General features: G+C 24.6%; 16 protein-coding genes. 1 reads left to right on the top strand and 15 read right to left on the bottom strand.

Annotation, left to right across the window (positions count from 1 at the left end):
- Window positions 1-12: 12 nt before the first annotated feature.
- The 4 genes from EGD97_RS01095 to dapF form a co-directional block, all read right to left on the bottom strand.
- Window positions 13-396 carry a type II secretion system protein gene (locus EGD97_RS01095; protein ID WP_078681704.1) on the bottom strand — a complete coding sequence of 128 codons (384 nt, stop codon included), beginning with the start codon at window positions 394-396 and terminating at the stop codon, window positions 13-15.
- A gap of 33 nt (window positions 397-429) precedes the next feature.
- Window positions 430-1,626, bottom strand: coding sequence for a type II secretion system F family protein (locus tag EGD97_RS01090; protein ID WP_078681705.1), 1,197 nt, complete (start codon window positions 1,624-1,626; stop codon window positions 430-432).
- Window positions 1,627-1,642: 16 nt separating this feature from the next.
- Window positions 1,643-3,181: a GspE/PulE family protein gene (locus EGD97_RS01085; protein WP_127836373.1), complete on the bottom strand. Its 1,539-nt coding sequence runs from the start codon at window positions 3,179-3,181 to the stop codon at window positions 1,643-1,645.
- A 126-nt stretch (window positions 3,182-3,307) separates the two neighbouring features.
- Complete coding sequence (dapF, locus tag EGD97_RS01080) at window positions 3,308-4,129, bottom strand: diaminopimelate epimerase (protein ID WP_127836372.1); 822 nt, start codon at window positions 4,127-4,129, stop codon at window positions 3,308-3,310.
- 189 nt (window positions 4,130-4,318) lie between these two features.
- Between dapF and EGD97_RS01075 the strand changes: the two genes are divergently transcribed.
- Window positions 4,319-6,049, top strand: a complete 1,731-nt coding sequence (locus tag EGD97_RS01075; protein ID WP_078681708.1) for an Rqc2 family fibronectin-binding protein — start codon at window positions 4,319-4,321, stop codon at window positions 6,047-6,049.
- Window positions 6,050-6,108: 59 nt separating this feature from the next.
- Here EGD97_RS01075 and uraA read toward each other — a convergent pair whose 3' ends face one another.
- From uraA to EGD97_RS01020, 11 genes are all read right to left on the bottom strand, one after another.
- Window positions 6,109-7,383: a uracil permease gene (gene uraA / locus EGD97_RS01070; RefSeq protein WP_127836371.1), complete on the bottom strand. Its 1,275-nt coding sequence runs from the start codon at window positions 7,381-7,383 to the stop codon at window positions 6,109-6,111.
- Window positions 7,384-7,434: 51 nt separating this feature from the next.
- Window positions 7,435-7,971, bottom strand: coding sequence for a bifunctional pyr operon transcriptional regulator/uracil phosphoribosyltransferase PyrR (gene pyrR / locus EGD97_RS01065; RefSeq protein ID WP_078681710.1), 537 nt, complete (start codon window positions 7,969-7,971; stop codon window positions 7,435-7,437).
- Window positions 7,972-8,131: 160 nt separating this feature from the next.
- Complete coding sequence (locus EGD97_RS01060) at window positions 8,132-9,046, bottom strand: RluA family pseudouridine synthase (RefSeq protein ID WP_127836370.1); 915 nt, start codon at window positions 9,044-9,046, stop codon at window positions 8,132-8,134.
- Window positions 9,046-9,492 carry a signal peptidase II gene (gene lspA, locus EGD97_RS01055; RefSeq protein ID WP_078681712.1) on the bottom strand — a complete coding sequence of 149 codons (447 nt, stop codon included), beginning with the start codon at window positions 9,490-9,492 and terminating at the stop codon, window positions 9,046-9,048. The genes EGD97_RS01060 and lspA overlap by 1 nt, the downstream gene beginning before the upstream one ends.
- Window positions 9,493-9,518: 26 nt before the next feature.
- Window positions 9,519-10,145, bottom strand: coding sequence for a TraR/DksA C4-type zinc finger protein (locus EGD97_RS01050; protein ID WP_127836369.1), 627 nt, complete (start codon window positions 10,143-10,145; stop codon window positions 9,519-9,521).
- A 108-nt stretch (window positions 10,146-10,253) separates the two neighbouring features.
- Complete coding sequence (locus EGD97_RS01045) at window positions 10,254-10,946, bottom strand: 5'-methylthioadenosine/adenosylhomocysteine nucleosidase (RefSeq protein ID WP_078681714.1); 693 nt, start codon at window positions 10,944-10,946, stop codon at window positions 10,254-10,256.
- Window positions 10,947-11,023: 77 nt separating this feature from the next.
- Window positions 11,024-11,635, bottom strand: a complete 612-nt coding sequence (locus EGD97_RS01040; RefSeq protein ID WP_078681715.1) for a DivIVA domain-containing protein — start codon at window positions 11,633-11,635, stop codon at window positions 11,024-11,026.
- Between the two features lie 13 nt (window positions 11,636-11,648).
- A complete protein-coding gene (locus EGD97_RS01035) occupies window positions 11,649-12,419 on the bottom strand; it encodes a YlmH family RNA-binding protein (protein WP_078681716.1) in 771 nt (256 codons plus the stop codon).
- A complete protein-coding gene (locus tag EGD97_RS01030) occupies window positions 12,412-12,693 on the bottom strand; it encodes a YggT family protein (RefSeq protein ID WP_078681717.1) in 282 nt (93 codons plus the stop codon). Before EGD97_RS01030 ends, EGD97_RS01035 begins: the two co-directional genes overlap by 8 nt.
- A gap of 15 nt (window positions 12,694-12,708) precedes the next feature.
- On the bottom strand, window positions 12,709-13,170 hold the full coding sequence (locus EGD97_RS01025; protein ID WP_078681718.1) for a cell division protein SepF: 462 nt from the start codon (window positions 13,168-13,170) through the stop codon (window positions 12,709-12,711).
- A 25-nt stretch (window positions 13,171-13,195) separates the two neighbouring features.
- Window positions 13,196-13,849 carry a YggS family pyridoxal phosphate-dependent enzyme gene (locus EGD97_RS01020; protein ID WP_078681719.1) on the bottom strand — a complete coding sequence of 218 codons (654 nt, stop codon included), beginning with the start codon at window positions 13,847-13,849 and terminating at the stop codon, window positions 13,196-13,198.
- Between the last annotated feature and the right edge of the window lie 2 nt (window positions 13,850-13,851).

Below are 13,851 nucleotides of genomic sequence, written 5' to 3'. Positions count from 1 at the left end.
GTATAACCCTATTTATTTAGATGAATCAAATATTAATTTATTATCTAATGAAATTGTATAACCATTACTATCTCCATTTATATTTAATAAATAAATATCATTATCACTAGTAAAAGAGATAGCTACATTTTTATTATTAACTTTAATTTCATTAATACTACTTATACCTGCAACTGTATTAATTGCCTCTGAAATACTGTTAGAATTAAAAGTTCCATTTTCTTCTGAATAGCTCCACATAGCAGCAGTATAAATCTGTTTTCCTTGGCTTATTACTTTTGTATTTTTTGCTTTATCTATATATGCAGTTACTTTTGGAACTGTAAGACTAGCTAATATCATAACTATAGATATTGCAACAATTACCTCTATTAAAGTAAATCCTTTTTTCTTCATAATACATTTTTCGTTCCTTTCTTTTTTATTATTTTATATTGCATCCATAACATTAATCATTGGAGTAAACATCGCTATGAGCATAAATCCAATAATTATAGAAAGTAATATAATAACAATAGGTTCAATTAAGGTTATAATTTTATCTATAGAATTATTTAATTCCATATCCATTATATCTGAAGCTTTTAGTAATGTTTCTTTTAATAACCCTGTTTCTTCACCAATTTTTATCATTGAAAATAAGAAATCAGGAAAAAATTTTATATATTTTAAACTTTCTGAAATATTTGAGCCACATTTAATTTTATCTATACATATTTTGATATTTTCTTTTGCATATTTATTTTCTATTACATCACAAGTTATTTCAAAAGCTTTTATAACATTGACACCACTTCCCAATAATATAGCCATACAATTGGAAAATTTTACTGCTATTAATTTCCCGCTAATTTCTTTTATAAATCTATTATTCAATAAAAATTTATGAAAAAACATTTTTATATTTTTAAAAATCTTATTATATTTAATTTCCCAAAAAACAATTGTAAAAAATGGAACTAAATACAAAATGCTGTGATTTATAAATAATACTGTATTTATAAATATTCTTGTTATTATAGGAATTGAAGCTTGAAGACTTTCTAGTGTAGATATAAAAATAGGAATTATCTTATTAGCCATAAATTCCATAACAACAATACTAATAAAAAAAGTAATAGTTGGATAAAACATAGCTTTTGTTATTTTATTTTTAATTTTATTTTCATTATTATAAAAATAAGATAAATTCAAAAATATTTCATCTAATTTTCCACTCTCTTCTCCCACTTTTATCATATTGATTAAAAAATCAGGATATATATTTTTATATAATTTCATACAATAAGATAATTCCGCTCCTTGTTTTAATAGTTCACTTATTTCATTTATGCTTATTTTTATATTTTTGTTTAAAGATTGATTATATAATATATCTAATATTTCGGATATATTTATTCCTGCTTGGAGTAAAGAAGCAAATTGATTACAAAATATAGATAAGTCTTTTGAAGAAACTTTAGAAAAAATAGAAAAATTTTTTCTATTTTTTATTTCATTATATTTTATAGTATAAAATCCTTTATCTCTTAAAGTTATAATCAAATCATTTTCATCATTGCACAAACATTTCCCCTCTAATATTTCTCCATTTATATTTTTAGCCTTATATGTATAAAACACCATTTGTTAACACTCCATTTTAATAAAAGTAACCACTACATAATTTAACATATTCTTCATAAGTAGTTATCCCTTTAATAACTAAATTTCTGCAATAGTTTTTAATTGAATTCATTCCAATTTGTTCATTGTAATTTCTAAGTTTATCTACATTTTTTTCATCAATAATTAATTTTCTTAAAGTTTCATCTATTTGCATAATTTCATATACCACAGTCCTATGTTTATATCCAGTATTGTTACATTCATGACATCCTTTACCTTTATAAAGTTTTTCATTAGTATTTAAATTTAGATTTCTAATTTCTTCAAAAGAAGGTATATATTCTTTTTTACAATTTTTACATATAGTTCGTACAAGTCTTTGGGCTATGCAAAGATGTAAGGAATCTGCAACAAGATAATTAGGTACCCCCATATCAACAAGCCTGATTATTGAAGAAGCAGCATCATTTGTATGAAGAGTAGAAAATATTAAATGTCCTGTTATAGCTGCTCTAACTGCTATTTTAGCTGTTTCTTCATCTCTAATTTCACCTATCATAATTGAGTCTGGATCTTGCCTTAAAATGCTTCTAAGACCACTGCTAAAAGTAAGTCCAGCTTTATTATTAACATTAACTTGATTTACTCCTTTAATTGTATATTCTACAGGATCTTCAATAGTTATTATGTTTTTATCATATTTATCCATCATATTAAGCATTGAATATAAAGTTGTAGTTTTACCACTTCCAGTTGGACCTGTTACTAAAATAATACCATGAGGACTTTTTAAAAAGCTTTCTATTAGTTGTATATCTAATATAGAAAATCCTAATTCTTTTAAATTCATTAATTCTTCTTTTTTATATAAAATTCTTAAAACTATTTTTTCACCATATATGGTTGGAATAGAGGAAACTCTTAAATCATAAATTTTTTCTTTTATTTTATATTGTAGTTTTCCATCTTGAGGTAATCTTTTGTCTGCAATATCCATCCCAGATTGTATTTTTATTCTAGTACATATAAAAAAATATATTTTTTTAGGTATAGTAATATATTGTTGCAATATACCATCAATCCTATACCTTATTAAAGTTATATCTTCAAATGGTTCAAAGTGTATATCACTTGCTCTTCTTTTTATAGCTCCATCTATTATAGAATTTGTAAGTTTTACAATAGGAGAATTTTCAGAAGAATAGTAAGAAAATCCGTCTGTTTCTGTGTTTTTATTATTAGCATTATTAATATAATCTTTTTTTAATTGTTCTAATATAATATCTGTGTTTTCTTTTTCATTAATTAAATCTAATATTTTCAATATTTTATTTTTATCTGAATAAAATATTTTAACTTCTTTATTAGTTAAAAATTTAATATCATCAATAATTTTTTTATTATTAAAGTCAATACTAGCTATTGAAATAGTATCTTTATCAAAATTAAAAGGTACTAAAAAATATTTATTCATTATTTCTTTAGGAATTAGTTTTACAGCATTATAGTTTATATCTAAATAATCTAAATCAATATAATTTATATTATTTAAATTTTTTGAATTTATAATCATTATCATCACCTGTTTAATTAATCATTATTTTACATTATATCCCATATATTTTTTTTTAATCTTTTTAGAACCAAAAAAATAAAAAAAGTATGTTATTTTTATTTTTATAACATACTTAAGAATATATTATTTAAGTTTTATTTCACCATAATAAGATACTTCTGCTGGACCTGTCATTAATACTCCATCTTCAGTAATTTCGATTATTAGTTTACCTCCTGGAATATTTACTAAAACTTTATTATCAACTAAATCAAGCTTATTAGCTGCAACTACACAAGCACAGCTTCCTGTCCCACAGGCTAGTGTTGGTCCAGCTCCTCTTTCCCAAGTTGCTACTTTTATATTTTCTCTACTAATTATTTCGCAAAAATTTACATTTGTTCCAATAGGGAAAATATCATATTTTTCTATATATTTACCATCTTCAATGCAAAATTTATCAAATAATCCAAATATTACAGTATGTGGCACTCCCATAAGTAAAGAATTAATTATATATTCTTTATTATTTACATTTATTTTTTTATTAATAATTTCACTGTTTGATATAGCTGGAATTAAATTTGGATCAAAAGAAGGTTTCCCCATATTTATTGTAATTGATGCAACTTCTCCATTTTTAATATCAAGATAAGCCTTTTTTATACCATCCCCTGTTTCAATTTTAATTTCTTTTTTATTTACTATATTTTTTTCCCATACATATTTTGCAAAACACCTTATACCATTTCCACACATAGCTGCATAAGAACCATCAGAATTAATTATTACCATCTGTATATCTGCTTTTACACTTTTCCTTACAATAAGAATTCCGTCAGCACCTATTGCAAAATTCCTATTGCATAATTTTTTTGCTAAATTGCCTTCATCTGTAATTTTATTGTCAAAATCTTCTAAAACAATAAAATCATTACCATTACCATGCATTTTTGTAAATTTCATAATATCTTCCCTTTCATATTCCATATATATTTAAATTTATTATATATTAAAATATAAACAAACTGTAAAATATAATCTTATAGTTTTAAATATAATTTTATCATATTTTTTTGATTTTAAAAACTTATAATGATATACTTATACTTACTTATAAAATGTATTAAAACTTTGAAAGGATGATTAATTTATATGCCTTTAGATGGACTTTATATATACAGTATTTTAGATGAATTAAAAAAAAGCATTATAGGTTGTAGAGTAGATAAAATATCCCAACCTGAAAAAGATGAAATAATAATAAACTTAAGGGGAACTAAAGTTAATTATAAACTCCTCATAAGTTCTAATTCTACTTATCCTAAAATTCATTTAACAAATTTAACTAAACCAAATCCGTTAAAAGCACCTATGTTTTGTATGGTTCTTAGAAAATATTTAAGTGGCTCTAAAATTTTAAATATTGAACAAGTTTCAACTGATAGAATAATAGTTATAGACTTTGAAAGCTCAGACGAACTAGGTTTTAATAGTATTTACTCTTTAATAGTTGAAATTATGGGAAGGCATAGCAATATAACATTAGTAAGAAAAAGGGATAATATTATAATCGATAGTATAAAACATATAACTTCAGAAATTAACAGTTATCGTCATTTATATCCTGGAGTTATATATATTTTACCTCCAAAATCCTTAAAGTTAGATCCTTTTTCTTTTTCATATGAAGAAATGAAAAATTTTATATTCAATAATAATATTAAACTTGAGCCAAATGTTTTTTCTAAAATTTTTACTGGAATAAGTTCTCAATTTTCAAAATCTTTGTATGAAGGCTTAAAAGTAAATAACATTGAAATTGATATGGCATCATTAAATGACATATATAAATACATAAATAATATTTTTATATATTTAAAAAATTGCAAATTTGAGTTTATTTCTTATATAGATAAATCCATATTAAAAGATTTTTATTGTACTAATTTATACCAATTTAATAATCTTATACAAAAAAAGTATAATTCTCCTTCAGAATTATTAGAAATTTTTTATTATGAAAAAGATAAATTTGAAAGATTGAATAATAAAAGTTCTGATTTGCAGAAAATAGTAAATACCAATTTGGATAGATGTTATAAAAAATTAAATATATTAAAAGATACATTATCAAAATGTAAAGATATGGAACAATATAGGATTTATGGAGAACTTCTTACTTCTAATATATATAATATAAAAAAAGGAGATAAAATTGTAAAAGTATTAAATTATTATTCTGAAAAAGAAGAATATATTAACATTGAAATAAATGAAAACAAAACTCCTTCTGAAAATATTCAATCTTTTTATAAAAAATATAATAAATTAAAGAAAACAGCAGAAATGGCTAAAATCCAAATGAAATTTACAGAAGAAGAAATAAATTATCTTCAATCTGTTATGGTAAACATAAAAAATATTGATGCTTATGATGAAATAGAAGAAATCAAACGAGAACTTATGAATACTGGTTATATAAGATATAAAAAAGAAAATAAAAAAAATATTAAACCATCAAAACCATATCACTTTATATCAAGTGATGGTATAGACATTTATGTAGGTAAAAATAATATACAGAATGATTACTTAACTTTAAAATTTGCTGATAAAAAAGATTTGTGGTTTCATACTAAAAATATACCCGGCGCTCATGTTATTGTAAAAAATAATGGTGATATACCTGATACTACATTAAAAGAAGCAGCTATATTAGCAGCCTATTATAGTAGTGCAAAAAATTCTTCAAATGTTCCTGTAGATTATACTTTTATAAAAAACATAAAAAAACCTTCTGGTGCCAAACCTGGTATGGTAATTTATTATACAAATAAAACTCTTTATGTAACACCTTATAATTTAAGTTTAAAAAAAATATAATTTAAAAACTCAAAGGATATTTTTAATTAATCCTTTGAGTTTTTATCATGTTATTATCCTTATTCTTCTGTTTTGCTATTCTCTGGTAGTATTAAATTTAAAATTACTCCTACTATTGTAGCAAGAGCTACACCTGCCACTTCAACATTTATGCCATATACAGGAAAAGAAATTCTAGCTCCACCTATTCCTAATACTATAATAACTGAACATAATATTAAATTCTTTTTTTTGCTAAAATCAATTTTATCTTCTACAAATATTCTAAACCCTGAAGAAGCTATTATACCAAATAATAATAAACTTATTCCTCCCATTACTGGCTGAGGTGTATTTTTTATTATAGCAGCTATAGGTCCAATAAAAGACATTACTATAGCTATTATAGCAGCCATACCTATAACCCATACAGAATAAACTTTTGTTATTGCCATAACTCCTATATTTTCACCATATGTGGTATTAGGGGGGCCTCCTACAAATCCACCAAATATTGTTGCAATCCCATCTCCTAATATAGATCTGTGAAGTCCTGGATCTTTAGTAAAATCTCTGCAGCATACATTATTTGTAACATATACATGTCCAATATGTTCAGCTAGTGTAACAAAGGCTACAGGAGCCATAAGTATCATAGCACTTATATTAAACTTTGGAAACATAAACTTAGGTATTTGAATAAAAGTGGCATTTTTAATTTCGTTTATAGCTGCATCAGGTACTACACCTAATATAAAAGCACATATATAACCAACTATCATAGCTATAAGTATTGGAATTACTCCTAAAAATCCTTTAAAATACATTGAACCAAATATTCCAACACAAAGAGTTATTAAAGATACTATTATTACTCTATTATTAGGATTATCTCCTGGAATAAGTCCTGCCCAATTTACAGCTGTTCCAGCAAGACTAAGACCTATAACTATAACAACTGAACCAACTACAACTGGTGGCAGAGCTTTATCCAACCAAGATGTTCCCGCAAATTTTATTATACATGCAACTATAACATAAACAAGTCCAGCTGCAATTATACCTGATAACATAGATTGAACTCCATAATTAGCTGTAGCTACTCCCATTGGAGCTATAAAAGCAAAAGATGATCCTATATATGCTGGTAATTTAGCTTTGGTACACAATATATAAAGCAAAGTACCTACTCCACTTGAAAATAGTGCAATTGAAGGGCTTAATCCGGTTATAATAGGTACTAATATTGTTGCACCAACCATAGCAAATAAATGCTGAAAACTTAGTGGAATAGTTTTTAATATTGGGAGTCTTTCTTCGACATCAATAAAATTTTTATTTGGATAGTTTTTCATTTTTGTCCTCCTTTTTAATCTCTCAGGATTAATTTAAAAGATATATTTAAATTAAATTTCATATATCTTTACAGAATCATTTCCATCAATTTCTTTAACTTCTACACAAATCAATTCATTTTTAGATGTAGGTATATTCTTACCTACGTAATCAGCTCTAATAGGAAGCTCTCTATGACCTCTGTCTATTAAAACTGCTAATTGTATCATATTAGGTCTTCCATTATCTATAATTGCATCTATAGCAGCTCTAACAGTCCTACCTGTATATAATACATCATCTACTAATATGACTTTTTTCCCAATTATATCTATTCCTACATCTTTATTATTAACCTTAGGAAAATCATTTAATTTAGTAAGATCATCTCTATATAAAGTAATATCGACACTTCCAACCAAAGGCATATGCCCTTCTATTTTCTCTATCTGTTTTGCTATTCTTTCAGCTAATGGATATCCTCTTCTTTTTATACCAATTAAAACAACATCATCTATTCCTTTATTTTTCTCAATAATTTCATGAGAAATTCTAATTAAGGTTCTTTCTATAGATTTTTCATCTAACAATTTAGCTTTTAATTTCAAATTATATCTCCCTCCTAAAAATTATGTAAATAAAAACGCCTTGATCGTGAAATCAAGACGCAAAATTTACTTTAACTATCAACTTGCCCTTATGATCTCACTGGATCAATTAAAGGAGTATTTATTTGTCGAATATAACTATATCATATGATTGTAATAATTACAATTCTTTTTTTAATATATTTATTATTCTATTAAAATACTCTGGAATATCACTTTCAAATTCCATATATTCATTAGTAGTTGGATGAATAAATCCTAACACTTTAGCATGTAGCATCTGTCCTTTTAATTTAAATCTTTGTTTTTTATAGCCATATACAGGGTCTCCTACTAAAGGATGCCCAATATAAGACATATGAACTCTTATTTGATGAGTTCTTCCTGTTTCTAAAGAACATTCTACTAAAGTATTATTTTTATATTGCTCTAAAACTTTATAATGAGTAATTGCATTTCTTCCGTCTTTAACTACTGCTATTTTCATTCTCTCTATATTATGTCTCCCTAATGGTGCATTTATAGTACCACTAGATTCTTTTATAACTCCTTCAACTAATGCTATATATTTTCTTTTAATAGAATGTTTTTTAAACTGTTCACTTAATTTATTATGTGCAAAATCATTTTTAGCTACGACTAATACACCTGATGTATCTTTATCAATTCTATGAACTATCCCAGGTCTATTTATTCCATTTATACCAGAGAGATCTTTACAGTGTTTTAAAAGAGCATTAACTAAGGTCCCTTCATAAACTCCTGGAGCTGGATGAACAATCATACCTTGAGGTTTATTTACTACAATAATATCACTATCTTCATATATAATTTCAATAGGTATATCTTCCGGTTTTATATTTAATTCCTTTGGATCTGGAATAGTTATTTCAACAATATCATTAATTTTTACCTTATAATTACTTTTTTTAAAAGAATTATTTACAATAACTTTTCCATCTTCTATTAAATTTTGAATAAAAGATCTAGATTTATTTGTTATTTTACTAGATAAAAAAACATCTAATCTCATTTCTTTATTTAATTCATCAATTATAAATTTTTTTACTTCCATTATTTTTCATCCTTTATAATACATATAGCTAAAAGTATAGTTCCAAATACTACTAGCATGTCTGCTACATTAAATGTTGGATAATAATATATGTCTTTATAGTGAAGTAAAATAAAATCTACCACAAATTTATATATTACTCTATCTATTAAATTTCCTAATGCACCACTTATAATTAATGATAAACTTATTCTAATAAGTTTTGAAGAAAATTTATGATTAAAAAGATAATAAATCATAACTGCTATAACAACAATAGTTATAATAGATAAAAATATTATCTTATTTTGAAATATTCCAAAAGCAGCTCCTCTATTTTCTAAATATGAAAAGCTGAATATATTTTTTATTACAACTATTTCATCTTTATGTGATAAACTTTTTAAAGCCCAAATTTTTGTTACTCTATCTAATATTATACCTAATAAAATAATTAAAATTTCCATCCCCCATCACCTTTCGCAAATTTTAGTTAATCGGGAAGTTGATTTTTATATTGTTCATTGCTTATTTTTTCTATAGATTCAACATAATCTGAATCTTCATCTAAAAAATCATAATCTACATTTTTTCTCCAATCATATCTTTGAACACTTTGATAACTATCTTCAGCATCATATCCTACTTCATAATTTGTTTCATCAAAATCATTAAATCCATATCCTAAAGGATATCCTAAAACATCTTCTTCAACAGATCTATTATTTTTTTCGCGAGGCTTAATTTTACTTGCCTTGTCTTGGCAATTTACACAAAGCTCAGCATAAGGTATAAATTCTAATCTACTTTCTGCGATTTCTAATCCACACATACTGCATTTTCCATAAGTTCCATTTTCAATTTTTTTAAGACAGGTATCAATTTTTTTAAGTATGTTTATTTCATGTTCTTTTAAAGCCATTCCTTTTTCAGCATCAAAAAGCTCTGTTGCCATATCTGAAGGATGATTATCATATGCTGATAGCTCAGAAATTTCTGAAGATATTTCAGTTTTAGAATTAAATACTTCATTTTCTTCCATTTGATTTAAAAACTTTAAGACATTTTTTCTTTCATTTAAAAGTTTTTCTTTAAAATACATTATTTTTTCATTATTCATATTATTATCACCTGCTTATAAGTAATATTATATCTTCTTATTATTTTTTCAAAAGTAAAAATTTTTATTACATATAAGATAGTGAAATTAAAATTTTAAAAAATATAGTTATATAATCTCAAGCATATTTTTTATTATATTAGTAGAATTTTCAACTGCTATATATTTAAATTTATCATAATCCATACGTGCTCCATTATTAGCATTATCTGAAATAGAACGAATTACAACAAAAGGAACATTATTTAAGTAACATGCTTGTGCTATACTTCCTCCCTCCATTTCACAAGCTAAAGCTTCAAATTCATCATTTAACCATTTTATCTTATTTATATCTGCAATAAATTGATCTCCTGTTACAATTCTTCCAATATAAGTGTTAGCATTTTTTAAAAATTTACAGCATTCTTTGGCTTTTTTAACTAAATTCAAATCACATTTAAAATCAAAAGTATCTAATCTTGGAATTTGTCCTATTTTATCTCCAAAAACCGATGTATCTATATCATGTTGTACTAAACTATCTGCAATAACTACATCTCCAGGGAATATATTTTTTCCTATACCTCCAGCAATTCCAACATTAATAATATTATCAACTCCAAAGTCATCTATTAAGATTTGAGTACATATAGCAGCGTTAACTTTGCCAATACCACTTTTTACAATTACAACTTTTTTCCCACATAAAATTCCACAATTGAATTCCATTTGAGCTTTTATTTTTTTTGTTTCTAATTTTATTTCTTTAATAAGTACCTCTATTTCTTCTTCCATAGCTCCAATTATTCCTATAACCATTTTAAATTTAACACTCCTTATAAAAATTAGAATTTTTACATAAAATAATTATCCCACTCAAAAGAGCAGGATAACATTTAGTCTCCCTTTACAAAAAAATTTTTTATCTCGCTTAAATCTTCTTCAATAATGTTGTCATCCATAATATCTTTCACTTTAAAATATAAATCTTCTTCCATATCAATATCTTTTTCTTTTAAAGAATCTTCTGATGTAGAACCTATATTATAATTTTTCATTAAATCTTTTTCTAAAGTATTAAACATCTCTATTTGAGTATTCATAAAATTTTTAAATTTAGCTCTAAATTTTATGAATTCTTGCTTTAATCTTTCATAATCATCATTTATTTTCATAACATCAGCATGAGCTTTATCAAGAATTTTCTGAGCAGATTCATTTGCATTCTTTATAATCATCTCAGCTTCCTTTTGAGCATTTTCTTTTGATTGTTCTGCTGCATTTTGGGCAAGCAAAAGAGTGTTTTGTATTGTTGCTTCCATTTTAGAATAATGTTCTAATTTTTCTGTCTGTAAATCATATTTTTCTTTTAATGATGAATTCTCCTTATAAAGACTTTCATAATCTTCAGCTATTTTAGCTAAAAATTCATCAACTTCATCAATAGAATACCCTCTAATAACTTTTTTAAATTCTTTATTAACTATATCCATAGATGTTATTTTCACTTTTACCACCTCGTTATACATATTTGCTTATTTGTAATTTTAATCTTCCTTTTTGTGTAGATCCAATTATATTAATAATTTTAAATTTACCATAACCACGTATGGTTATTACAGTATTTAATTCTATACTTTTATCTTTTTCATAAATTTCATTATAGTCTACTAATACTTTTCCGTTATTTATAATACTAACAGCTTTAGACCTTGAAATATTGCATAAAGAACCCACTACTGAATCTAATCTTAAAGATGTAGTTATAATATATAAATTTTCAGTATTAGCTTTTATATTTTTATATTCATTTTCATTTACTAGTTCAACGGTACAAGGACATTTCCCAACATAATTAAGATTAGAAATAACATAATAAGATATATCTTTACAAAAAGTTCCATAACAAATATCATCTTTTATTATGAGATCTCCAAACTTCTCTCTTTTAATTCCAAGTCCTATTATAGCTCCAAGATAATCTCTATGCTCAAGTTTTTGAAATTTCGATTTATTTTTGATTTTAATTACATTTATTGGATAAGAATAAATTATATCATTAAAAAATGCTAACATCTTTCTTTCTGCTTCTTCAAAAATTCCATTGGCATATATTTTTACATTAAACTTATCTTGTAAGTTTAAAATATTTTTCCAAAGATTAGGAGGATAAAATTCATTAATAAAAACAGGTACATTTGCTTTTTCAGCTAATGTCAATTTATTATATATATTTGAAAGTATATTTTTGTCTTCATAATTAATAAAATTTAAAAAAGTTTTTTTATCCATTAATAAACATTCCTAACAAAGCGTTTATTATAAATTGTAAAATTCTTATAATAAAGAGAGCTATTATAGGAGAAAAATCCAACATCATATTAGGAAAAAGTTTATAAGTTATTTTCCTTGCAGGAACTAAAAAAGGCTCAGTAATTGTATGTAAAATATCAGTAAAAACATTACCACTGCCTCTATATATCCAAGATAATAATGCTTCAATTACAATTGCATCTTGTAAAAGAGAGAAAAGAATATTCACAGCTGCATTTATATTATTAATCATAAATTCCTCCAATTATTATTTGCTCCAACTAAGTATTCCTTTACTACTTAATTCATTTTTTAGTTCATTTGTTACTTCTACATTAGATGGAGAAAGTATATATATTCCTTTCTCTACTTGTTGAAGTTCTCCATTAAGTGCATAGCAAGCTCCTCCAATGAAATCAAGAAGTCTTTGAGCAATTTTAGGTTCAAGTGAAGTAGTATTTACCACAATTATTTTTCTATTTTTTAAATTGTCACATATATTAGCAGCTTCATCATAATCATTTGGCTTTATTATAACTACTTTTGCAGAAGCTGCTGTATGTATATTCACAACTTTATTAGTATTTTGTTTTTTATTATTTATAAACATTTTTTCAACTTCATCATCTATTAATTCTTTTTCATCTTCTTGTTCTTGATTTTCTTCAATATCTAAATCTTCTTCTAATCCTAAAAATCCCATCATTTTATTAATCATTTTTGCACACATTTTTATTTCCCCCTTAGTTTATGATTTATTTTCTAGGTCCAAATATACCGGTTCCTATTCTTATCATATTAGAGCCTTCTTTAATAGCAATTTCATAATCTCCTGTCATTCCCATAGATAAATATTTCATCTTGATATTTTTAAATTTTCTAAGACTAATATCATCCCATAATTTTTTCATTTTTTTAAAATACATAGAACAGCTTTCTTGAGAACCTTTGGGTATTATAGCCATAAGTCCCCAAATTTTTACATTGCTACATTTTTCACAAGATAAAAGCAATTCTTCTAAATCTTCCAATAAAATACCAGTTTTACTTTCTTCTCTTCCAATATTAACTTGAATTAAAACATTTGCTATACAATTTTTATTTTTATACTGTTTTTCAATTTCATATAAAAGTTTTATACTATCAAGAGAATGAATTAAACTTACTTTACCTACAATATATTTTACCTTATTTGTCTGAAGATGTCCAATGAGATGCCAATTAATATCATTTGGTAAAGAATCAATTTTTCCTATAAGTTCTTGAACTTTATTCTCTCCAAAATCTCTTATTCCACAATCATAAGCTTCCTTTATTTCCTCAATACTACGTGTTTTAGACACTGCAATTAAAACTGTATCTTTGGATATTTTTGATTTAATTTGATCAATGTTTTCCTTAATAGACAATT

This window comes from Clostridium prolinivorans (assembly GCF_004011155.1).
GTDB classification, from domain to species: Bacteria; Bacillota; Clostridia; order Clostridiales; family Clostridiaceae; genus Clostridium_AT; species Clostridium_AT prolinivorans.
The sequence above is the reverse complement of the archived record's forward strand: the minus strand, read 5'-3'. Positions and strand labels throughout refer to the sequence as shown.

What these genes read in the sequence shown, in the direction of transcription:
- EGD97_RS01025 (WP_078681718.1), bottom strand. Translation starts at nt 13,170, where the DNA reads ATGTGTGCAAAAATGATTAATAAAATGATGGGATTTTTAGGATTAGAA.
- EGD97_RS01045 (WP_078681714.1), bottom strand. Translation starts at nt 10,946, where the DNA reads ATGGTTATAGGAATAATTGGAGCTATGGAAGAAGAAATAGAGGTACTT.
- EGD97_RS01060 (WP_127836370.1), bottom strand. Translation starts at nt 9,046, where the DNA reads ATGGAAGTAAAAAAATTTATAATTGATGAATTAAATAAAGAAATGAGA.
- EGD97_RS01030 (WP_078681717.1), bottom strand. Translation starts at nt 12,693, where the DNA reads ATGATTAATAATATAAATGCAGCTGTGAATATTCTTTTCTCTCTTTTA.
- EGD97_RS01050 (WP_127836369.1), bottom strand. Translation starts at nt 10,145, where the DNA reads ATGAATAATGAAAAAATAATGTATTTTAAAGAAAAACTTTTAAATGAA.
- EGD97_RS01035 (WP_078681716.1), bottom strand. Translation starts at nt 12,419, where the DNA reads ATGGATAAAAAAACTTTTTTAAATTTTATTAATTATGAAGACAAAAAT.
- EGD97_RS01090 (WP_078681705.1), bottom strand. Translation starts at nt 1,626, where the DNA reads ATGGTGTTTTATACATATAAGGCTAAAAATATAAATGGAGAAATATTA.
- dapF (WP_127836372.1), bottom strand. Translation starts at nt 4,129, where the DNA reads ATGAAATTTACAAAAATGCATGGTAATGGTAATGATTTTATTGTTTTA.
- lspA (WP_078681712.1), bottom strand. Translation starts at nt 9,492, where the DNA reads ATGGAAATTTTAATTATTTTATTAGGTATAATATTAGATAGAGTAACA.
- uraA (WP_127836371.1), bottom strand. Translation starts at nt 7,383, where the DNA reads ATGAAAAACTATCCAAATAAAAATTTTATTGATGTCGAAGAAAGACTC.
- EGD97_RS01085 (WP_127836373.1), bottom strand. Translation starts at nt 3,181, where the DNA reads ATGATTATAAATTCAAAAAATTTAAATAATATAAATTATATTGATTTA.
- EGD97_RS01075 (WP_078681708.1), top strand. Translation starts at nt 4,319, where the DNA reads ATGCCTTTAGATGGACTTTATATATACAGTATTTTAGATGAATTAAAA.
- EGD97_RS01095 (WP_078681704.1), bottom strand. Translation starts at nt 396, where the DNA reads ATGAAGAAAAAAGGATTTACTTTAATAGAGGTAATTGTTGCAATATCT.